Source organism: Nodosilinea sp. E11 (genome assembly GCF_032813545.1).
In the GTDB taxonomy this organism is placed as follows: domain Bacteria; phylum Cyanobacteriota; class Cyanobacteriia; order Phormidesmidales; family Phormidesmidaceae; genus Nodosilinea.
Map to the genome: position 1 here is coordinate 2,987,729 of NZ_CP136520.1, position 19,218 is coordinate 3,006,946.

14 protein-coding genes are annotated in these 19,218 nt (G+C 56.7%); 9 read left to right on the forward strand and 5 right to left on the reverse strand.

Going from position 1 to position 19,218, the window contains the following annotated elements; all coding sequences use genetic code 11:
- The first annotated feature begins 246 nt into the window (after positions 1-246).
- On the forward strand, positions 247-2,868 hold the full coding sequence (gene priA, locus RRF56_RS15465; protein ID WP_317034066.1) for a primosomal protein N': 2,622 nt from the start codon (positions 247-249) through the stop codon (positions 2,866-2,868).
- A 710-nt stretch (positions 2,869-3,578) separates the two neighbouring features.
- Positions 3,579-4,424, forward strand: coding sequence for a pantothenate kinase (locus RRF56_RS15470; protein ID WP_317034067.1), 846 nt, complete (start codon positions 3,579-3,581; stop codon positions 4,422-4,424).
- Between the two features lie 160 nt (positions 4,425-4,584).
- Here RRF56_RS15470 and RRF56_RS15475 read toward each other — a convergent pair whose 3' ends face one another.
- On the reverse strand, positions 4,585-5,436 hold the full coding sequence (locus tag RRF56_RS15475) for a M48 family metallopeptidase (protein WP_317034068.1): 852 nt from the start codon (positions 5,434-5,436) through the stop codon (positions 4,585-4,587).
- 253 nt (positions 5,437-5,689) lie between these two features.
- Here RRF56_RS15475 and RRF56_RS15480 point away from each other — a divergent pair, with 253 nt between their 5' ends.
- Together RRF56_RS15480 and bioB are read left to right on the forward strand one after the other, a co-directional pair.
- Entirely contained in the window at positions 5,690-6,226 is a 537-nt protein-coding gene (locus RRF56_RS15480; RefSeq protein WP_317034069.1) for a DUF4330 domain-containing protein, read from the forward strand.
- Between the two features lie 204 nt (positions 6,227-6,430).
- Complete coding sequence (bioB, locus tag RRF56_RS15485) at positions 6,431-7,477, forward strand: biotin synthase BioB (protein WP_317034070.1); 1,047 nt, start codon at positions 6,431-6,433, stop codon at positions 7,475-7,477.
- Here bioB and RRF56_RS15490 read toward each other — a convergent pair.
- Positions 7,474-8,076: a TetR/AcrR family transcriptional regulator gene (locus RRF56_RS15490; RefSeq protein ID WP_317034071.1), complete on the reverse strand. Its 603-nt coding sequence runs from the start codon at positions 8,074-8,076 to the stop codon at positions 7,474-7,476. The two genes, bioB and RRF56_RS15490, sit on opposite strands and share 4 nt — an antisense overlap.
- A gap of 257 nt (positions 8,077-8,333) precedes the next feature.
- Here RRF56_RS15490 and RRF56_RS15495 point away from each other — a divergent pair, with 257 nt between their 5' ends.
- Both RRF56_RS15495 and RRF56_RS15500 read left to right on the forward strand, forming a co-directional pair.
- The gene (locus tag RRF56_RS15495; RefSeq protein ID WP_317034072.1) at positions 8,334-8,510 is read left to right on the forward strand and encodes a hypothetical protein; all 177 of its coding nucleotides are present in this window, start codon (positions 8,334-8,336) and stop codon (positions 8,508-8,510) included.
- 126 nt (positions 8,511-8,636) lie between these two features.
- Positions 8,637-11,105, forward strand: coding sequence for a serine/threonine-protein kinase (locus RRF56_RS15500; protein ID WP_317034073.1), 2,469 nt, complete (start codon positions 8,637-8,639; stop codon positions 11,103-11,105).
- Between the two features lie 17 nt (positions 11,106-11,122).
- Here RRF56_RS15500 and RRF56_RS15505 read toward each other — a convergent pair whose 3' ends face one another.
- The gene (locus RRF56_RS15505; RefSeq protein ID WP_317034074.1) at positions 11,123-12,568 is read right to left on the reverse strand and encodes a pitrilysin family protein; all 1,446 of its coding nucleotides are present in this window, start codon (positions 12,566-12,568) and stop codon (positions 11,123-11,125) included.
- A gap of 134 nt (positions 12,569-12,702) precedes the next feature.
- Positions 12,703-14,286, reverse strand: coding sequence for a pitrilysin family protein (locus RRF56_RS15510; RefSeq protein WP_317034075.1), 1,584 nt, complete (start codon positions 14,284-14,286; stop codon positions 12,703-12,705).
- 389 nt (positions 14,287-14,675) lie between these two features.
- Between RRF56_RS15510 and RRF56_RS15515 the strand changes: the two genes are divergently transcribed.
- The 3 genes from RRF56_RS15515 to RRF56_RS15525 all read left to right on the forward strand — a co-directional run bounded on the left by RRF56_RS15515 (position 14,676) and on the right by RRF56_RS15525 (position 17,155).
- Positions 14,676-15,473 (forward strand): MlaE family lipid ABC transporter permease subunit, encoded by a 798-nt coding sequence (locus RRF56_RS15515; RefSeq protein ID WP_317034076.1) that lies wholly within the window; start codon positions 14,676-14,678, stop codon positions 15,471-15,473.
- 44 nt (positions 15,474-15,517) lie between these two features.
- Complete coding sequence (locus RRF56_RS15520) at positions 15,518-15,907, forward strand: DUF3119 family protein (RefSeq protein WP_317034077.1); 390 nt, start codon at positions 15,518-15,520, stop codon at positions 15,905-15,907.
- A gap of 138 nt (positions 15,908-16,045) precedes the next feature.
- Positions 16,046-17,155, forward strand: a complete 1,110-nt coding sequence (locus RRF56_RS15525) for a DUF3086 domain-containing protein (RefSeq protein WP_317034078.1) — start codon at positions 16,046-16,048, stop codon at positions 17,153-17,155.
- A 200-nt stretch (positions 17,156-17,355) separates the two neighbouring features.
- Here RRF56_RS15525 and RRF56_RS15530 read toward each other — a convergent pair whose 3' ends face one another.
- Entirely contained in the window at positions 17,356-18,717 is a 1,362-nt protein-coding gene (locus RRF56_RS15530; RefSeq protein WP_317034079.1) for a UDP-N-acetylmuramoyl-tripeptide--D-alanyl-D-alanine ligase, read from the reverse strand.
- Between the last annotated feature and the right edge of the window lie 501 nt (positions 18,718-19,218).

Sequence of the window (19,218 nt, forward strand, 5' to 3'; positions counted from 1 at the left end):
CAAACATCGCTTGCTGATGGTTTGCGGTGAGTCTCTCAAATTTTCTGGAGTGGTGAGGAAAACTTTTCCACGGTCTGTGGAAAAGTTTTTTAAACTGTGGAAAAGTTTTCCACAGACCGTGGAAACTAAGGACTCTTTATAAATAGAAAACGACTGGGCGGTTAGATTGCAATTGAGGGCAGACTCTTCCCGGCGTCTCAATCCACCTCTTACACTGGCAGAGGTAATGTATCGGGATAACGACGCGTGGGCTTTGGCGATAGTGCAATTCTGCCCCAGTGGGTCAACGTTTTGGTGGACTATGGCGGTCAGCCCGCAACCTATACCTACGCGATACCAGCTGGTTTAAATGTGCAGGTGGGCGATATCTTAACGGTGCCTTTTCGCCATCAGAGCATTGGTGCGATCGCCCTGGCCTTGGTGACGACCCCCCCAGCTAACCTGCTGCCCGATCAAATTCGGTCGGTAGAGGGCATTGTCGAACAGCGGTTTTTTGCCCCGCCCTACTGGGCGTTGTTGCAGCGGGTAGCCGACCACTACCAAGTGCCGCTGATGCAGGTACTCAAAACAGCCTTGCCGCCGGGGCTGCTGGCGCGATCGCAGCGACGGTTGCGGTTAAAGCGCGATCGCCTGCCTTTAGCGGTTCCCGATGCTCTACCGCCGGGGGCAATAGCTTTGCTCGATGACCTTCAGCGATCGCGCAGCGCAGACTACACCTGGCCCTATCTGCAAAAGCGCGGCCACAGCTACCGAGCCATCCAGCAGCTAATTCAGCTGGGCTGGGTCGAGTCGTATCTGGCACCGCCCCAGCCGCCCAAGACCAAACAGCGCCAGGCCGTTACCCTCGTCTGTGGCGATGTTTTACCCTCAGAACTAAGCCCTCGTCAGCAAGACATTCTTGCCACGCTTCGTCGCCAAGGGGGCGATCTGTGGTTGAGCGATGCTCTGCAACTGTGTCAAACCACCAGCCCCACCCTCAAGCGCCTCACCCAGGCGGGCTGCTTGGTCATCGAACCGCGAGAACAGTTGCGCACCGAGGCTGGGCCTACCCTGACCGCCGATCGGCCAAAGCCGTTAACCCCAGATCAGGCTACTGCGCTCAACTATATAAATAGGAGTCAGCAGGGCAGCCAATTTTTGCTTCACGGGGTTACTGGGTCGGGGAAGACCGAGGTCTACTTACAGGCGATCGCCCCCCGTCTCGCCGCTGGCCAGTCGGCTCTGGTGCTGGTGCCCGAAATTGGCCTGACCCCTCAGCTCACCGATCGCTTTCGTCGCCGCTTCGGCGATCAGGTGTGGGTCTACCACAGCGGTCTGTCCGATGGCGAACGCTATGATACCTGGCGGCAGAGCCTTAAGCCCTTTAAACCCCTGGTGATCGTCGGTACTCGTTCCGCTATATTTATGCCCCTGCCCAACCTGGGGCTAATCATTCTCGACGAAGAGCACGACAGCAGCTACAAGCAAGACGTGGCCCCCTGTTACCATGCCCGCACCGTCGCCCGCTGGCGGGCTGAACTGGAGAATTGCCCCCTAGTGCTCGGGTCTGCCACCCCCTCCCTCGAAACCTGGGTGCAGTGCCAGGGCCTCGGCAAAAGCCAAACAGAACCAGTAGGGTCGGCACTGCCCACCATCAGCCCAAAACCCACCGATTTCCCTGCAGCCGAGGCCCATCAAAGCCCTTCACCCCCCTCCAAACCCGGCACTTCCCCCCCCCATCCCCCCATCCCCCCATCCCCCCATTCACCCATCCACCCCCTCTCTCCCCACTCCCTCCCCTGGACCTACCTCTCCCTACCCCAGCGGGTGCAGGCCCAACCGCTGCCCGAGGTCAACGTCATAGACATGCGCGAAGAGCTGCAAGACGGCAACCGCAGCATTCTCAGCCGCCCCCTGCAAACGGCGTTGACCCAGATGAAATCCGATGGTAACCAGGGTCTATTGTTCATTCATCGGCGGGGGCACAGCAGTTTTGTCTCGTGCCGCAGCTGTGGCCACGTCATGATGTGCCCCCACTGCGATGTGTCGCTCTCATACCATCAGCCAGGAGCCCATAGCCCAATGACGCTGCGCTGTCATTACTGCGGCTTTAGCCAGGGTCACCCTAAGCACTGCCCCCAATGCAGTTCGCCCTACCTAAAGCACTTTGGCAGCGGTACCCAGCGGGTGGTTAATGCCATCGCCGAAACCTTTCCCGAGTTGAGCTGCATTCGTTTCGACAGCGATACCACGCGCACGAAAGGAGCCCACCGCGCTTTGCTCACCCGGTTTGCCGAGGGCGGGGCCGATCTGCTAGTGGGCACTCAAATGTTAACCAAGGGCATTGATCTACCTCAGGTCACTCTAGTCGGCATTATCGCCGCCGACGGCCTCCTATATATGAACGACTACTGGGCCAGTGAACGGGCCTTGCAGATGCTGATTCAGGTAGCGGGTCGCGCGGGCCGGGGCAGGCAGCCGGGGCAGGTGATGTTGCAGACCTATACCCCCGATCATCCGGTGGTCGAAGCGGTTACCCGCCATGCCTATGAGGGGTTTATCGCCGAAGAATGGGCGCAGCGGCAGATGTTGCAGTACCCTCCCGCTGGGCAAATGATTTTGCTGCGGCTGAGCAGCACTGAGGCTGAGCTGGTGCAGCAAACCGCCGAAAGGCTTGCCCATGATGTAACCCAGCTATTGGGCGATTCTGACTATCAGCTGCTAGGCCCCGCCCCGGCTCCCATTCCTCGGGTAGCGCGCCGCTTTCGCTGGCATTTGTTGATTAAAGGGCCGCTCCATCAACCTCTTCCCAATGTGCAGGGGTTGAAGCAGCACTGCCCAGCCGCAGTCAGCCTCACCATAGATGTTGACCCGCTCAATCTAGCGTGATGAGGCGAGTGCCATTGCTATGTATGTCAGCTTTTTCCGCACCCCTACACCGTCCGTGAGGAGAAGATGGCAAAACTTTATTTTTTGGGGAGAGTTTTGTTACCATTGCTAACCCCTGTAACGAGGGGTAACAATTGGCCAACAACCTTCCCACTGCTCTTTTGCTGTGATAATTTGGATACATGGAAAACAACTGAATAGCCCAACAAGCTCTCCTCAATTTAACAGTTTGTTTGAGCTGGCTTGTAGGTCATAAAACCAACCAAATTTGCTGCATATCAACCCTCCTTGAGGTGGCCATTGTTGGCCTTACCTACTCTAGATGCCGGTCAGGCAATGGGTTGACAAGAGCACCTGTAGTTTAGTGAGTTTTCTGATTCTGCTCCATTTTCTGTTTATTCAAGAGGTGTTTACCTCGGTTAAGCAACCTAGTTTGGTCAAGATAACCCCAAGGTTGTCTGGCTCACATACAGCAAAAGTCTTAACGAAGAGTGGCCACGATGGTCACTCTTCAGTTGTTTAAAGGGGCGATGCTTAAATTATTGATTTTAGCGGCTGGCCACGCTTTTCTGGTCGATTGAAGTGCTGGCCAAGGGCTGTGCTGCCCTAGGGAATTATCGGTATGGCCTCGCTCAATCATGGATTGATGAATTGATTTGATGTCGGCCCGCAGGCTTCTCTGCTGTGTCTAACTGGGTAGCTATTGAGTGATGGGTCTAGTTCAGCAGTCCTGGTTGGCATTAATTATTGGCAATAGCCGCTGGCATTGGGGGGCCTTTGAGGGCGATCGCTGGCTAGGGGCCTGGCACACCGCTCCTTTGACTGCCGCTCAAGTGCAGCAGCTCCAGGAGGGTCGCTTTGCGATCGCAGTCTGGTGGCAGCTCGGCATCAACCCGGCCTTACCGGCTGATCGGCCCGATTCGCTCTGGTCACCCCAAACCTATCCTCCCCTGTGGATGGCTTCGGTGGTCGCGTCTCCGGTGGACTGGCTGGCAGATTACCCCAGGCTAAATCGGGTGGAAACGGCCCAGGTACCCCTGCAAAATACCTACCCTACCCTGGGAGTAGACCGCGCTTTGGCCTTGGTGGGAGCGGGTGAAACCTGGGGCTGGCCTGTGCTGGTGATCGACTGCGGCACTGCCCTGACCTTTACCGCTGGGGTAGACCAACGGTTGATTGGTGGTGCCATTGTGCCGGGACTGCGATCGCAGTTTCGCGCCCTGCATGCCCATACCGATCAGCTACCGGCCTTAGATCTCAGCGCCGATCTAACCTTAGATCCGTGGCCTCAGCGCTGGGCTACCAATACAGCCGGGGCGATCGCCAGCGGTGTTTGGCATACCCAGCTAGCGAGCATGGGCGACTTTATTGCCGCCTGGCAGGCCGATTGGCCCGAGGGGGCGATCGTGCTCACGGGGGGCGACAGCACCGCTTTTTACCAGGTCCTTAAACAACAATCCCCAAAGGCCCAGCGGATCCATCACGATCCAGATCTGGGCTTTTGGGGATTGAGGGTCTGTCGTCGTCAGCAGGGGGAGAACAACCCGAGCCTATAGACCGCGAATGCGGTTGCGGTAGGCCGCCGCATCGGTACCGGCTTTTTACCAGGTCCTTAAACAACAATCCCCAAAGGCCCAGCGGATCCATCACGATCCAGATCTGGGCTTTTGGGGATTGAGGGTCTGTCGTCGTCAGCAGGGGGAGAACAACCCGAGCCTATAGACCGCGAATGCGGTTGCGGTAGGCCGCCGCATCGGTACCGGCTCCGGCATTGGCGTAGGTGCCAGCATTGTGCATGCTCTGAAGGTTGTTTACCCGGTTGCCGGGGTTGGGGTGGGTGCTGAGAAATTCGGCAGTATTTCTACCCTCCAGCTTTTGCATAAAGCTAATGAAGCCCGCAGTATCGTAGCCTGCCCGTCCTAAGTTGTGAAACCCTCGGCGATCGGCGTCGTGCTCGGCCTCACGGCTGTTGGGCAACTGGAGAGCCAACTGCACCCCCAGACCCACCAGGGCATCTTGACGCACGCCAAGACTGCCAGCTACGCCGCTGGCCAGAGCCTGCTGTCGCATTTGGTTGAGGGCGTGCCGTCCGGTGATGTGGCCGATCTCATGGGCCATCACCCCGGCCAGCTCGGCTTCGTTTTCAGCGGCGCGAATCAGTCCGGTTTGAATGTAAACAAAGCCTCCGGTAGTGGCGAAGGCATTGACGCTGTTGTCGTCAACCACTTGAAAGGTATAGGGCAAATCGGGGCGATCGCTGGTAGCCGCCAGGCGCTGCCCAATTTCGTTGATATAGCTATTAATAGACGCGTTGCGGTTATAAATTCTTACCCCTTGCTGGGCCTTGAGCTGCCGGTCGATCTGAGTGCCCAGGTTAACCTCATCTCGATTAGACATATTGCCCAGCTGCACATAGCGAATGCCCTGAAAAATCAGGTCAAAAATGCTGGCATGGGAGGGCGTTGGGGTGGCCAGGCCAATGGTAATCGCCATCAGGGCGGCCATAAGACTGTAAAGCCCGCGCCGCAGCAGAGAATTCTGCTTGAGATAAGTGAGAGGAGAAAGCATAGGAAGGAGCGCCTCACGTGCTGCTGAGGGTCGTAGTTACTACCATCTTGCCCGGCTCAGTTACTGACGACCACAACCAGTGGTCAATAATAAATTTGGCCCCTGTGCTTGGTACCCTAGCGGTAGCTAACGTGGTGCCCAACCACGAGCTGGCTGGCATGCGCCCCAAAGGAGTCTGCCTGTGGTTCAATGGTATCGGCATTCTCCTGCACAAAATCCTTCACTCCCTCCCTCCGTCGAGGGCACCTAAGCCATGACTCTACTTGACTCTAAAGGCCGCCTGTTTGGCAAAGTCAGCATCTTAGATGTGGCAGCAGCGCTGATTATCTTGATGGTGCTATTTGGCATTTTTCTCTACCCCGGCACCTCGGGGTCGGTGGCTCAGGTGGGGTCTACTAGCCAACCGGTGGAAGTAGATGTCATGGTGCGAGGGCTGACCTCCTCTGACCCCGAAGGGCTGTTTCAGTCAATTCAAAACTCTGAAACCACCAACATTATTATTCGTAACCAACCCTACGGCAAAGTCAAAATCAAAAGTGTGCAAAAGCTGCCTCGCAGTACGGTGGCCCCTCAGCCCGATGGCACAGTGCTGGCGGTGCCTGACCCTCGCCCAGAGCTAAACTACACCATTGACATGCTGATCACCCTCGAAGACAACGCCCAAATCACCTCCACCGGGCCGGTATTTGGCAATAGCAAGGTCAAGGTCGGAACTCAGATCGAGCTTGATGGCGACCTCTACAACTTCAACACCAGTACCGTAGGCGTTAGGGTGCTCGAAGCCAGCTAACCCAGATTTGCCCTACGAAAGGCCCAGAAAAAGACTGAGGAGATTTCTAGAAAAGCAGATCCGGCTTTCTGCGGTGACTGTAGCCACCGTAGGGTGGGCACTGCCAGGGGCGACAGTTTTCAGAAGTCGCCTCAGCAAGGGCAGGGGGATCTGATCTGAGACAATGGAAGCCTGATCTAATCCAGAATAGTTGACCTCATTGCTATGACCGTTACCCCCATTGCACCCGCTCGCGTTGATTGGCAAGCCTTGGCAGACCAGGCTCTCGCCGGGGACATGATCAGCCGCGATCAGGCCCATGCGGTGCTCGCCGCCCCCGATACAGAGCTGCTCGATCAGTTGGCGGCGGCCTACCGGGTGCGTCGTCATTACTGGGGCAACCGGGTGCGGCTGCACTTTTTGCTCAATGCCCAGAGCGGCCTGTGTCCCGAAGATTGCCACTACTGTTCTCAATCGAAGCTTTCTGGCGCTGAGATTGAAAAGTATCCCTTTATGGCCCAGGAGAAAATCTTGGCTGCCGCCGAGCGGGCCAATAGCCTGAAGGCGGGCACGTTTTGTATGGTGATCTCAGGGCGATCGCCCTCAGAGCGTGTCTTTGGCGAAGTGCTCGATGCCGTACGCCAGGTCAAGGCCCAGTACCCGATGAAAATCTGTGCCTGCCTGGGCCTGCTCGATGAGTCGCAAACCCAGCGACTGGCGGCGGCGGGAGTTGACCGGGTCAACCACAATCTCAACACCAGCGAAAACCACTACGACGATATCTGCACCACCCACACCTTTGACGATCGCACGGCAACCATTCAAGCAGTGCAGTCAGCGGGCATGACGACTTGCTCGGGCGGCATTTTTGGCCTGGGCGAATCTCACGATGACATCATTGATATGGCCCTGGCCCTGCGGCGGCTAGAGGTAACCAGCGTGCCGCTCAATTTCCTCATTCCCATTCCGGGTACCCCCTTTGAGGGGCGGCAAGACCTCAACCCGCGCCAGTGCCTGCGGATTCTTTGTCTCTATCGATTGCTGTTGCCCGCCCAAGAAATTCGTATTGCCGGGGGGCGGGAAGTGCAGCTGCGACAGCTACAACCCCTAGGGTTATACGCGGCTAACTCGATTTTTGTGGGCGACTATCTCACTACCCCAGGCCAAGCAGCTCAGGCCGACTATGCCATGATTCGCGATGCTGGTTTTGTGCTCGAAGGGCCAGACGGCGGCGAGATCGATCTACCGGCAGAGCTGGCTGGGGCTGTCTAGGCGACCTGCGATCGCATCACCAGACTCACCAGGCTATCGATCAGCCGCTGCGGATCCATCGGCATGATGTGCTCTCCGTGCATCATGCTCTGGGTCATGATAAAAAATATCGTGGCCCCCAGCACGATCCGGGCCGTCGCCTCTGGGTCGGGCAAGTTCAGCTCTGGGCAGGTTTTGAGGTAGGCGGTCAGCTGATCGGCGGCAGGCTTGGTTAGATACTCCACAAAGGCCTGGGCCAGCTGGGGAAACCGGCCCGACTCGCCCGCTACCAGGCGCACAAAGTTTTGGTAGTCAAGGTCGTGCAACTCGCTCTCAATGGCGTTAGAGATCAGGCGGCGCAGCACTATTTCGGGGCGACCCTCCAGGTTGCCATCGCCCATCACCTGGGCGCATCGAGCCTGGGCTACATACTGAATCAGAGCGCGAAACAGTCCCTCTTTATCTTTGAAATAGTTATAAACCGTCGGTTTAGATACCCCAGCCGTAGCGGCTACCTTGTCCATGCTGGTGCCAGCGTATCCGTTTTGCAGAAACTCTTGCATGGCTCCCTGCAAAATCTGAACCGCTTTGTCATTCAGCACTGGCGGACTTTGAACCACGCGTTGACCCCTCCTGTTCAGGCTAATTAATGTATACCACCCACTTGTCGGGCAAACACCATTCCAGGCTGCCGGCAGCGATCGCCTCCTAGTCTCTCTTAGAATACTGCCTCGGTATGACTGGAACGGATTAGGCTGTTTCAATCGCTGCTCTAGCTTTATCTTAAAAAGGAATTGACTAATTTAACCAAACCGTTTAGTTTAATTGCAGGATGTTACGCTCTCAAATGTCCCTGCCAGTTTAGGCGGTTTGTCCTATGTCAACTCATGCCCGTCTCCCTCTCCAGTGGCATCGTCTGCTGTGGGCAGTGCTCGCCACCTTGATCATGGCCGACACAGTTCCCCATCCCCAGCTGGCTCCCGGTTTGCTGCAATCGTTAACGTTGCGGTTGCAGGCTCACTTCGACAGCGGCGATCAGATCGCTATTCCCTAGCCTGCTGGGGCTAAGATTCCGTAAACTCCTTTCCCACTGGGATGGTTTGATGATTAAGCTAGGGGTGCCCCCATTGGCCTGTCTTCCTGCTGTAGGCAGCGGCCTAACCCTCGCCCCCGATCGCCCATGACTCTGTCGTCAAAGACTAAGACCGCCGACTTCTCTACGGGCTACCGCGTCAAAGGCTGGATGCAGCGACAGATCAAGCGCGACTGGGTCAAGCTTTCGCTGGCTGGTCTGTGGCTCAGTTTTGTGGCGGCTCACGTGGCCACCGATTCGACTCCAGCTCGGCTGCTTGAGGGGCAAATTCAAACCCTCTTTTTTGACATTCGTGGCCCAGTTGCCCCCCCCAACGACATCGTCATTCTGGCCATGGATGACGAGTCTTTTGGTCAGGCCGAATACTACCGGGCTGACCCGGATCAGTATGGTCACCTCGCCCCCATTGCCGGTAGTCCGTGGCAGCGTCGTGCCTATGCGATCGCCATTGAGCGGTTGCTAGAGGCTGGGGCCAAGGCGGTGGCGGTCGATGTGCTCATGTTTTCCGACAGCAGCTACGGCCCTGCCGATGACCAGGCCCTGACCGACGTGCTGACTCGCTACGGCGATCGCGTGGTGCTGGCCACCTCCGTCGATGATGCCCAGCTACGCCAGGGAGCGCTGGTGCGCCCCACCCAGCCGCTTCCTCAGTTACTCAATACCCCCGTTCATATCGGCAACGTCAATTCTCCAATTGAGCCCGATAGTCGGATTCACCGCCACGGGCGCGCTTACCTCAACGACCTTGGCCTCAGCCTAGCCGAGATTGATGCTGCCAGTAGCCTAGAGAGCGATGTCGAGACCACCCAATCCTTTGCCGAGGCCACGCTGAAGGCTGCCAACATCGATCACCCCTCCTACCGGGGAGACTTCCTCAACTTCTACGGGCCGACTCGCAGCTTCCACCACCTGCCCTTTTGGTACGTGCTCGATCCCGACCCCTGGGCTAACCACCTCAACGACGGGCGCTACTTTGAAAACAAAATTGTGCTGATTGGCGGGACCGCCAAGTTTCTGCAAGACCTTCACCAAGCTCCTTTTTCAGAAACTCTGCTGCACCCCGAAAAAATGGCCGGCGTCGAGATTTTAGCCACCGATATTGCCAATCTGCGCGGTGGCTACACGCTGCGTCTGGGCATTCCCAACCCCTGGTTGCGGGGGCTGTTGGTGCTCGTGGGTGGGGCTGGATTTGTGCTGCTGCTGCGGCGATTTAACCGCCCTATTGCCCGCCTGGGTTGGACGGCGGCTAGCCTGGGCAGTTGGTTTTGGTTAAGCTACGGAGCCTTTGTGGGCCTGGACCTGCTGCTGCCTACCGGGGCACCCATCGTGGGGCTGATGGTGTTAGGCAGCACCTACATCGTGGCCGATATCATCACCGAGCAACTGCGCAAGCAACGCCTGCGCCAAACCCTAGAGCAGTACGTCACCTCTCCCATTGTGCAGGAAATCATCAGTCAGCAAGACGACCTGCAAGACCTGCTCAAACTGCGGGAAGCAGAGGTGATTGGCCTGCTGTTGGCCAACCGCTACCGGATTGTGCAACTGCTGGGGTCGGGGGGCTTTGGCGAAACCTATGTGGCCGAAGATACCCAGCGCCCAGGTTCGCCCATCTGCGTTGTCAAACAGCTACGGATCATCAGCGATGATCCCAGAGCTCACCGGCTCGGGCGTCGATTTTTTGAAGGCGAGGCTGAAACCTTAGAAAAACTGGGTCATCATCCGCAGATTCCGCGATTGCTGGCCTATTTTGAGGTGCAAAACTCTTTCTATTTGGTAGAAGAAATGATCGAGGGCCGCCTGCTCAAAGATGAGCTAGCCTCTCGCCGGCCGATGCCCCAGACCTATGTGCTCGACCTGTTACTAGGCCTATTGCCGGTGGTGGCCTTTGTCCACGACCAGGGCGTCATTCACCGCGATATTAAGCCCTCAAATATTATTCGGCGGCAGTCAGACGGGCAGCTAGTGCTGATTGACTTTGGCGCGGTTAAGCTCATCTCCAACCAACTGGCTGATACTGGCGTCAACCTCACCTCTACCTCTACCGTGGGGGTCGGCACCCAGGGCTATATGCCCAGTGAGCAGTCGGCTGGATTGCCTAAGTATGGCAGCGACCTCTACGCCTTGGGCATCACGGCCGTTGAGGCGTTGACGGGCATACCGGCCTATGCCCTCCGCCGCGATGTCAATGGCGAATTGATCTGGCGTCATGAAGCCTCTAAGCTTGACCCTAGGTTCGCCGATATTATCAGCCGACTCGTGTTTTACGACTTTACCGATCGCTATCAGCGGGCCGAAGCCGTGTTGGCTGATCTGGCCGAGGTGGAGGCGGTGTTGCGATCGCAGTTTCCCGCCGACGATATTGCTGACCCCAGCGCCTCTGGGTACGCAGGTCATCTTGCCTATGGTGTGCACATTGACAGTGTTGCTACCGACAACATGGATGATCCAGAAGCCGCTAACGAAACCACTCGAATGCTGCCTGGTGAGTGGTTTGACACTGTCGAAGAGACGGACTCTGGCGAGGCTGATCTAGGTAACGCTGACCAAAATGCCTAGCTATATCGCCTACCCCCTCACGCTCCCGGCTGGGGAATCGTGATGTCAATGGGGGTAACCGCAGTATTCGGTGCCAACGAATCGAGGCTCGGCTGGATCGCCTCGGGGTTGCCGACTACCAAAACGACGATCTGGTCTGGGGCTAACCGGGCTTGGGCCGCAGCCAGCACATCCGACGCGGTAGTCTGGCGCACCTGGTCTTGAAACTGAAAGACAAAATCCTGGGGATAGTCGTAGTATTCGTAGCGCATTAGACGGGCCAGGGTTTGGCCAGGGCTTTGAAAGTTAAACACAAAGCTGTTGAGCACCGCATCTTGAGCCTGAGCCAGTTCGTCAGCAGTCACTGGGGTGGTGCGCATGCGGTTGATCTCGGCCAGGGTAGATCGAATAAAGGGCACCGTGGCTTCAGAACGGGTTTGGCCGCCGCCAACAAACAGGCCGGGGTGGTCGTAACGGGGCGACCAAAAAGCATAGACCGAGTAGGCCAGCCCCTGGCGCGATCGCACCTCGTTAAACAGCCGCCCGCTAAAACCGTTCAATACCTCATTCATCACCGCCAGAGCAGCGTGATCGGGGTAGTCGAGCTGTCCACCTAGGTGACCGAGCTGAATGTAGCTCTGGGTGAGCTGGGGCTGCGCCACCGTAAAAATTCCGGCCCTCGCCTGGTTGACCTGGGGCATAGTCGCGTTTAACTCTACGCCTGACGGTTGCCAGTCGCCAAAGGAAGCGGCAATCCACTGTTTCATTTGGGCGCTGTCAAAGTCGCCCACAATCCCCAAAATGGTTTGTTCAGGGCGGATCGAAGCTTGGTAAAACTGCTGAATATCGGCTCGGCTGATGGCCGCTAGGGTGGCGTATTCTGTAGTGCGGGCGTAGGGACTGTCGGCCCCGTACACCAATTTGCGAAACTCGCGGCTGGTAATGCCGTCAGGATTGTCGTTGCGGCGGGCAATGCTACCGCTGTACTGGCGCTTGAGCAAGTCAATTCTGTCGTTAGCAAAGGCAGGCCGCTGAATCACATCGGCAAACAGGCCAAATACCGCCTCGGTATCCTCGGTCAACGATCTAAAGCTGGCGGTACCCTCGCTCAGGTCAATACTGGTTTCGATTGATGCCGCCCGCTGTTCTAACTGCTGGTTGAGGGCATCGGCATCGAGACGGGTTGTGCCTCCGGCGCGCATGGCGTCGCCTGTCAGGCTGGCCAGGCCTACTTTGTCAGCGGGTTCAAACCGTGAACCCGTCCGAAAGGTAGCAGAGCCACTGACTAAGGGGAGTTCATGATCTTCCAGCAGATAGACCACCAACCCATTGGGCAGTGTGTAGCGTTCGTAGGCCGGAATCTCAATATCCCGCAGGGGTGGAAACTCTAGCTCGTCGTAAAAGCGCGGTGTTTGGGCATTAGCCGGAGCCTGCCAAGCCAACAGCAATACCCCCAACAGCCCGACCAGAGCCAGTATTGGCATGAGGCCCCGCCGTAGGGTGCGACGGCCACCCCTCAACCAACTGTTCGCATTCATCACTGTGCGTTTCACTACCGTAGGTCTCGAATAGGTTTGTTTTGACGACTGACTGAGTTCACTAGCCCCAAGCCCCAGGGCTACTGTGCCGATGGGGGCGGCAATAGCTTGCCAACGGTGCGGTTGGTGGGTTGAAATAGCGTTTGGGCTACCCGCTGAATGTCGGCTGCCGAAACAGCCTCAATGGCGGTGAGATTGTCGAAGATATTGCGCCAGTCGCCGGTTTTAGCCTGATACTCAGCTAGCAACGATGCCATCCCGCTATTGGAGGCTAGGCTTTGCAGCAGCCCAGCGCGGGCTTGAGTTTTCACCCGGTCTAGCTCTTGGGCGCTAATGGGTTCTTGCTGAAGTTTCTGGAGCTCTTGGGCGAAAAGTGCGCCAATTTCATCGGGGCTGTTGCCCGGTGCGGTTAGCCCGTAGAGTAAGAAAATATTGTCGTAGCGATCGCCCGGAAACCCATTCAAACTGCCAATATTTAAGGCAACTTGGGCATCATCCACGACGGTTTTGTAAATTCTAGAAGTGCGGCCCCCCACCAGCAGGCTCTCAATCATGCCGTAGATCACGTGGTCGGGATGGCCCAGGCTAGGTCGGTGGTAGCCCTCTAAGTACCAGGGTTCTGAGGGCAGCGTGAGCGTAAACTGCCTGGGTGTAGTTTGCGCCGGTTCATCAATGGTCGGCTCGGGGGGGGCCGCCCTCGACGGGTAGCGACCAAAGTACACTTCTGCCAAACGCTTCACCTCGGCGGGGTTTACGTCGCCGACCACCACGGCGGTCAGGTTGCCAGGGCCGTAGTAGGTGTCATAGAACGTTTGAATATCGTCGCGAGTGGCAACGAATAGATCGTCTTGGTAGCCAATTACCGGGCGGCGATAGGGATGGCTGACAAACGCCTCCTCCAAAAATCGCTCGATCATGGTGCCAATGGGAGAATTGTCGACCCGCATGCGGCGCTCTTCGAGAATTACGTCTTTTTCTTCGTAAAATTCACGAAAAACGGGATCTAAAAAGCGATCGGACTCCAGCGACATCCACAGCTCTAGCTTGTTGGCGGGCAGGCTGTAGAAGTAGCGGGTTTCATCGGCGGAGGTAGTGGCATTGAGGCCGACCCCACCCGCTTGCTGCACAATCTGGCCGTACTGGTTTTGCTCGATAAAGCTGGCTGCCTGCTGTCGTAGGGTTTCGAACTCGCTCTCAAGCTGTGTGACCTGGGCCGTATCGCCTGCGGCTTGGGCCGCCAGCAGGTTGGTAAATACAGCATCTAGCTGGTCTAAGACGGCCTGTTCGGCCGCAAAATCTCGGGTGCCAATGCGGCTGGTGCCCTTAAAGGCAAGGTGCTCTAAGTAGTGAGCCACGCCAGTTTTGCCGTCGGTTTCATCCACCGCGCCCACGTTGGCGTGAATCATAAACGACACTACCGGGGCCTGGTGTCGCTCCATGACAATAAACGCCATGCCGTTGTCGAGGGTGAACTCGGTAACCGCATCGGCAACCCGATCGAGGTAGGGCTGAATGGCCTGGGCGCTGTGCAGAGGCTCGCGCGCCGCTGCTGGAGCAATGGGCCACCAAAGCCAAAGGCCGACTATGGCCATTAGGCCGACTAAAGCCGGGCGCAGGCGCTGAACGGCTACATACCCTCGGGCCGTCTGCGGTTTTCCAGTCATAGGCTGTACTCAAACACGGTGAAACAACACTGAGAGAAACAATACCGGCGAAATCGGGCGGGTTAGACTCCGCCTTTCAGGATAGTGGAGTCTTACAGGCAATGACCACACCCCTAGTCTGGGGAGGATAGCGACCTGCCTCAAGGCAGTTGTCAAAGCCTCTAAACCTGGGTAAAGTTCCCATAGACTTGTGTTTGTAACAGGGCTTGTGTTTGTAACAGGACTTGTGTTTGTAACAACCCTAGAGCGATCGCACTGCTCGACTATAGGTTGCGATCGCAGTCCCGAGGCTGGCTGGCTCAGAGGGCTGGCATTCCTCGGTGACGTCACCTACGCCAACTGGTTCCATCAGTATTGTCCTTTATTTTCTTCCTTAGAGGGGTCGGGCATTGACACAGGCGGCGGATAGCTCAAACTTGAGGCAGTGGGGGCGGCGGGCGCTAGCGGCCACCTTTTTGTCGGGTCAGGTGGTTATGCACCTAATTTCACGCCCCTTGCATCGGCGCAATACCCTAGATCAAATGGCGGCAGTGGGGCCAGAGTCGCTGCTGATTGCTCTGATCACCGCAGCCTTTGTAGGCATGGTGTTTACCATTCAAGTCACGCGAGAATTTCTCAGCTTTGGCGCTGGAGCGGCAGTAGGCGGTGTGCTAGCCCTCACCTTGGCCCGAGAACTTGGCCCTGTGTTAACGGCGGTGATCATCGCCGGTCGGGTTGGGTCGGCCTTTGCCGCCGAAATTGGCACCATGCGCGTCACTGAGCAGATCGATGCCCTACAAATTCTCAAAACCGATCCGATTGACTATCTAGTCATTCCCAGGGTAATTGCCTGCGCTTTGATGCTGCCTTTGCTCAACGTACTATCGTTTATTACCGGTATGACCGGCGGAATGCTGATTGCTACCAATCAGTACGGCATTCCGCTATCGGTCTTCTTAGACTCGGCTAAGAATTTTCTCTCCATTTGGGATCTGGTTAGTTCATTAATCAAAGCCTTTTTCTTTGGCATTTTGATTGCCATCATTGGTACTAGTTGGGGATTAACCACTACTGGTGGTGCTAAAGGCGTAGGCCAATCTACGACCACCGCCGTGGTGACGGCGCTACTGGCCATCTTCATTAGCAACTTTTTTCTTTCTTGGGTGATGTTTCAGGGAACCGGCAGTGCCGTCATCAGCAACTTTTAGACCAACTATACTTTTGAGTAATTGTCCCTATCGCGCATAAATCCGTGACCTCAACTACAACGGCTACCTACACTGACCTGCCCGCTAGCTACCGCATTCCGTTGGTGGTGATGGGGGCTGCAATTCCCCTGGCGCTAGCCAACCTGTGGATCGGCGGCATTGTCGGTGCCTTTGGACTATTTTTGATGGTGCAGGCCAAAATCCTTACTCTGCGGTTTACCGAGACAGCCCTAGACGTGTATCGGGGAGATACCGTAATTCGCCACTTTCCCTATGCTGAGTGGCAGCATTGGGAGATTTTTTGGGAGCCGGTGCCGGTGCTGTTTTACTTTCGTGAGGTCAACAGCATTCACTTTTTGCCGGTTTTATTTAGCCCCCCAGCACTGCGGGCTTGCCTTGAAACCCATTGTGCTTTGGCTCAAGACCCAGCCTAAGAGGCTGTGGCCTAGGGCCGGGGCAAGACCGGGTAGCTGTAGACCTAGGAAATAGGCCCCGACCAGTTGTCTCTTGAGGTGTCGGGGGCGAATTTGGCCTGCATCTGATAGGCTGACAACAGGTCTATGGGAGCCGGTATGACCGCAGAGGAGCTATCGAAATCAAGCCTAGGGAACAACCCCAGCGGAGGGGGCAGCAGCAGTGATGCCAGCGTCGGGTCGGCTGATTCGACCGGTCTCAAGTCAGACTGGAGCACTCGCATTGATGCCCTGCGCCAGCAGGAGGTTGACCTCAAGCGCAGCATTGCCGATCTGCAATTGACCTACAATCGACTCACCCAAGATCAGTTTCAAAAAATTCAGACTGATATTGGCCGCATGGTGCAGCAGGGCACTGCAGACCTAGAGCAGCGCAAGCGCACCCTGCAACAAGAAATTGAAACTCTGGAGCGACGCCAAGAGCGCATTCAAGTCGAAATGCGCACAACCTTTGCGGGGGCATCCCAAGACTTGGCGGTGCGAGTGCAGGGCTTTAAAGATTACCTGGTGGGCAGCCTGCAAGATTTGGCGGTGGCGGCAGAGCAACTTGACCTGGCTCCAGCGGCTCGACCTACTGCTATGCCAGAGGTAGAGCGTGGGCGCGATCGCTCCTCCTCCCGTCGAGCCGCTGCCGAGCCTTCTGGGGCTCAGCCTGCCTTTGCTTCAAACAGCTTCCAAGACCAGACCGAGCGCATTCGCAGTTTGCTCGACCAGTACCGCATGCGGCCCGATTACTATGGCCCGGTGTGGCAATTGCGCCGCACCTTCGAGCCCATCCACGCTGAGCGAGTGTCTAATTGGTTCTTTGCCCAGGGAGGGCGCGGGGCTGTTAAGAGCATGGGCAGCCGCCTGCAAAATGTGCTGGTGGCTTCGGCGGCCGTGTCGATTTTGTATGCTCTCTACGGTAACCGCCTGCGCACGCTGGTGCTATCCAATAGCCCTGAGCGGCTGGGCGAGTGGCGACGGGGGTTGCAAGACTGCCTGGGCATCTCTCGGGGCGACTTTGGCACCGGCCAAGGGGTAATGCTGTTCGATGCGCCTGAGCCCCTAGCGCAGCGAGCCGATCGCATCACCGCTGACAATGGCCTACCGTTTATTGTGGTCGATGAAGCCGAATCGGTGATTAGTCTGGCGCTGCTGCAATTTCCGCTGTGGCTGGCCTTTGCTCCCGACCCCATGAATCCGACGGCTGAGTACGACTATTTTTAGACTTCTTTAATCCCGGCTGCCTGTCTAGGACCCTGCGGCATAAATCAGCCAACTGTTCCTGGCACCTGAAACCCAGCACCTGAAATCCTCAGCAATGGTTGCCCTATCTCTGCCAACCCGTACTAGCCATTAATCACCGGTTATCTGCGGCATGGGGTTAAATGCCCTATGTCATAGCGTCGCAGTTTACGACTAGGGCGTTATAGAACGGGGGGCAGTAGGGTCTTGAGCAGTTGATCGACCACCCGATCGAGCGCAACAGAGCGTGAGGCCTTTAGCAAGACGCGATCGCCCGGTTGCAGGCTCTCTAGTAGATGCTGCGCCAGCGAGTCGTGGTCGGTAAACGCTAGGGTGTGCACGCCTGTAGCCCCCTCCGCCAAGGCCAGGGCCTCCTCGGGATCGGCTAACGTCAGCAGAGCATCTAGCCCCAGTTGGCCGACCAACTGCCCTATCTGACGGTGGAGATCAATCGATCGTTCTCCTAGCTCTTTCATGGTTCCCAGCACGGCGATCCGTCGCTGGCCAGGCGTTTCGGCCAGCAGGTGCAGCGCGGCAGCCATTGACTCTGCCCCAGCGTTGTAGGTCTCGTCGAGCAGCACGATGTCATTGGCCAGGGCAAGCTGCCGGGCGCGGCCACCGGGTAGCTCTACTGCCAAGCCCTGACTGAGGACTCGCCAGTCGAGATCAAGGGCCTGCATCACTGCGATCGCCGCCAGCAGATTGAGGGCATTGTGGCGACCGGGCAGCGGTAGGGGCAGTTTGATTCCCTGAACCTCTAAGGTTTGAGCATCGATGAGTTGCCCCTGGACATCACCACCCTCTAAACCAAACGTCAGACTTCTCCCCGACCATACGGTGCTAGCCGTCGCCATCAACCGGAGATTGTCGTGGTTGAGTACAGCGATGCTTTGCTTGGGCAACTCAGCCAGTAGCTCACATTTGGCCTCAGCGATCGCCTGCTCTGACCCCAAACGACCAATGTGAGCCGTCCCCACGTTGGTAATCACCGCCACATCGGGCACCGCAATCCGAGCCAAGCGGGCAATTTCTCCCGGCCCCCGCATGCCCATTTCAACAACCCCAAAGGCGTGGTCTGGCTGGATCTGCAACAGGGTTTTGGGCACCCCAATGTCATTGTTGTAGTTGGCTTGGGTTTTGTGTACCGAGCCCTGGGTCGCCAGAGCCGCCGCGATCAATTCTTTCGTGGTGGTTTTACCGACAGAGCCAGTAATCGCGATGATGCGGGTCGGGAGTTGGGTGCGCCACCAATGACCTAGGTCTTGGTAAGCCACTAGGGTGTCGGCTACCGGTAGACAGGGCAGGTGAGATAATTGTCTACCTTGCTCGACAACGGCAGCAAGGGCACCTTGGGCGATCGCGGCTTCGACAAAATCATGGCCATCAAATCGCTCACCTACCAGCGCTACGAAGAGGGCATTTTCACGGATATCTCTAGTATCTGTAGTGATATTTGCTACGCAAATCTGCTGAGTTGGTAGTGGCACCTTGTCTAAGGGAGCCTGTATAGCTGCTGCCAAGGTAGCCAGTGACGAAAAACCCATAACCTCAACCTAAAATGCTGTAGCGGTCATAGCGCTGGATTTAGTCTTTACCAGAGCTTTTCTGTAAGGTGATTTGATTGTAAAGGAATTGAGAGCAGAGATAGGATGAAATCCGCTTCTGGAGTTTGGGTATTCTATTGGTCAGGCCGGCCGACTGAGCTCAATAGGCAGGCTTGGCGCAGCGGGTTAGGCTTGTCAAACTAGGTGATGGCTGTAAGCCCCCTTTTCAGGAATTGGGCTTCAAGCTATTGTTTAGGAGCTCTTAGGTACGCGACAGAGGCATAGGTTAGGAGCCCAACATTAAGCTTGGGGTTTATAGTGGCCTCATAGTTGGGTTAAAAGGTTCACCTGAATTTCGTTAACCCTACCGACATATACCCCGAAACCGGAAAATCCAGGCAGTAATCTAAAGATATTCGGATGGGAGCTCAGTGTAAAAACTGACGCGAGTGTGGTTCTTTAATGGTTTTAATAGACTGAAGGACTGTTACTGCCATCAAA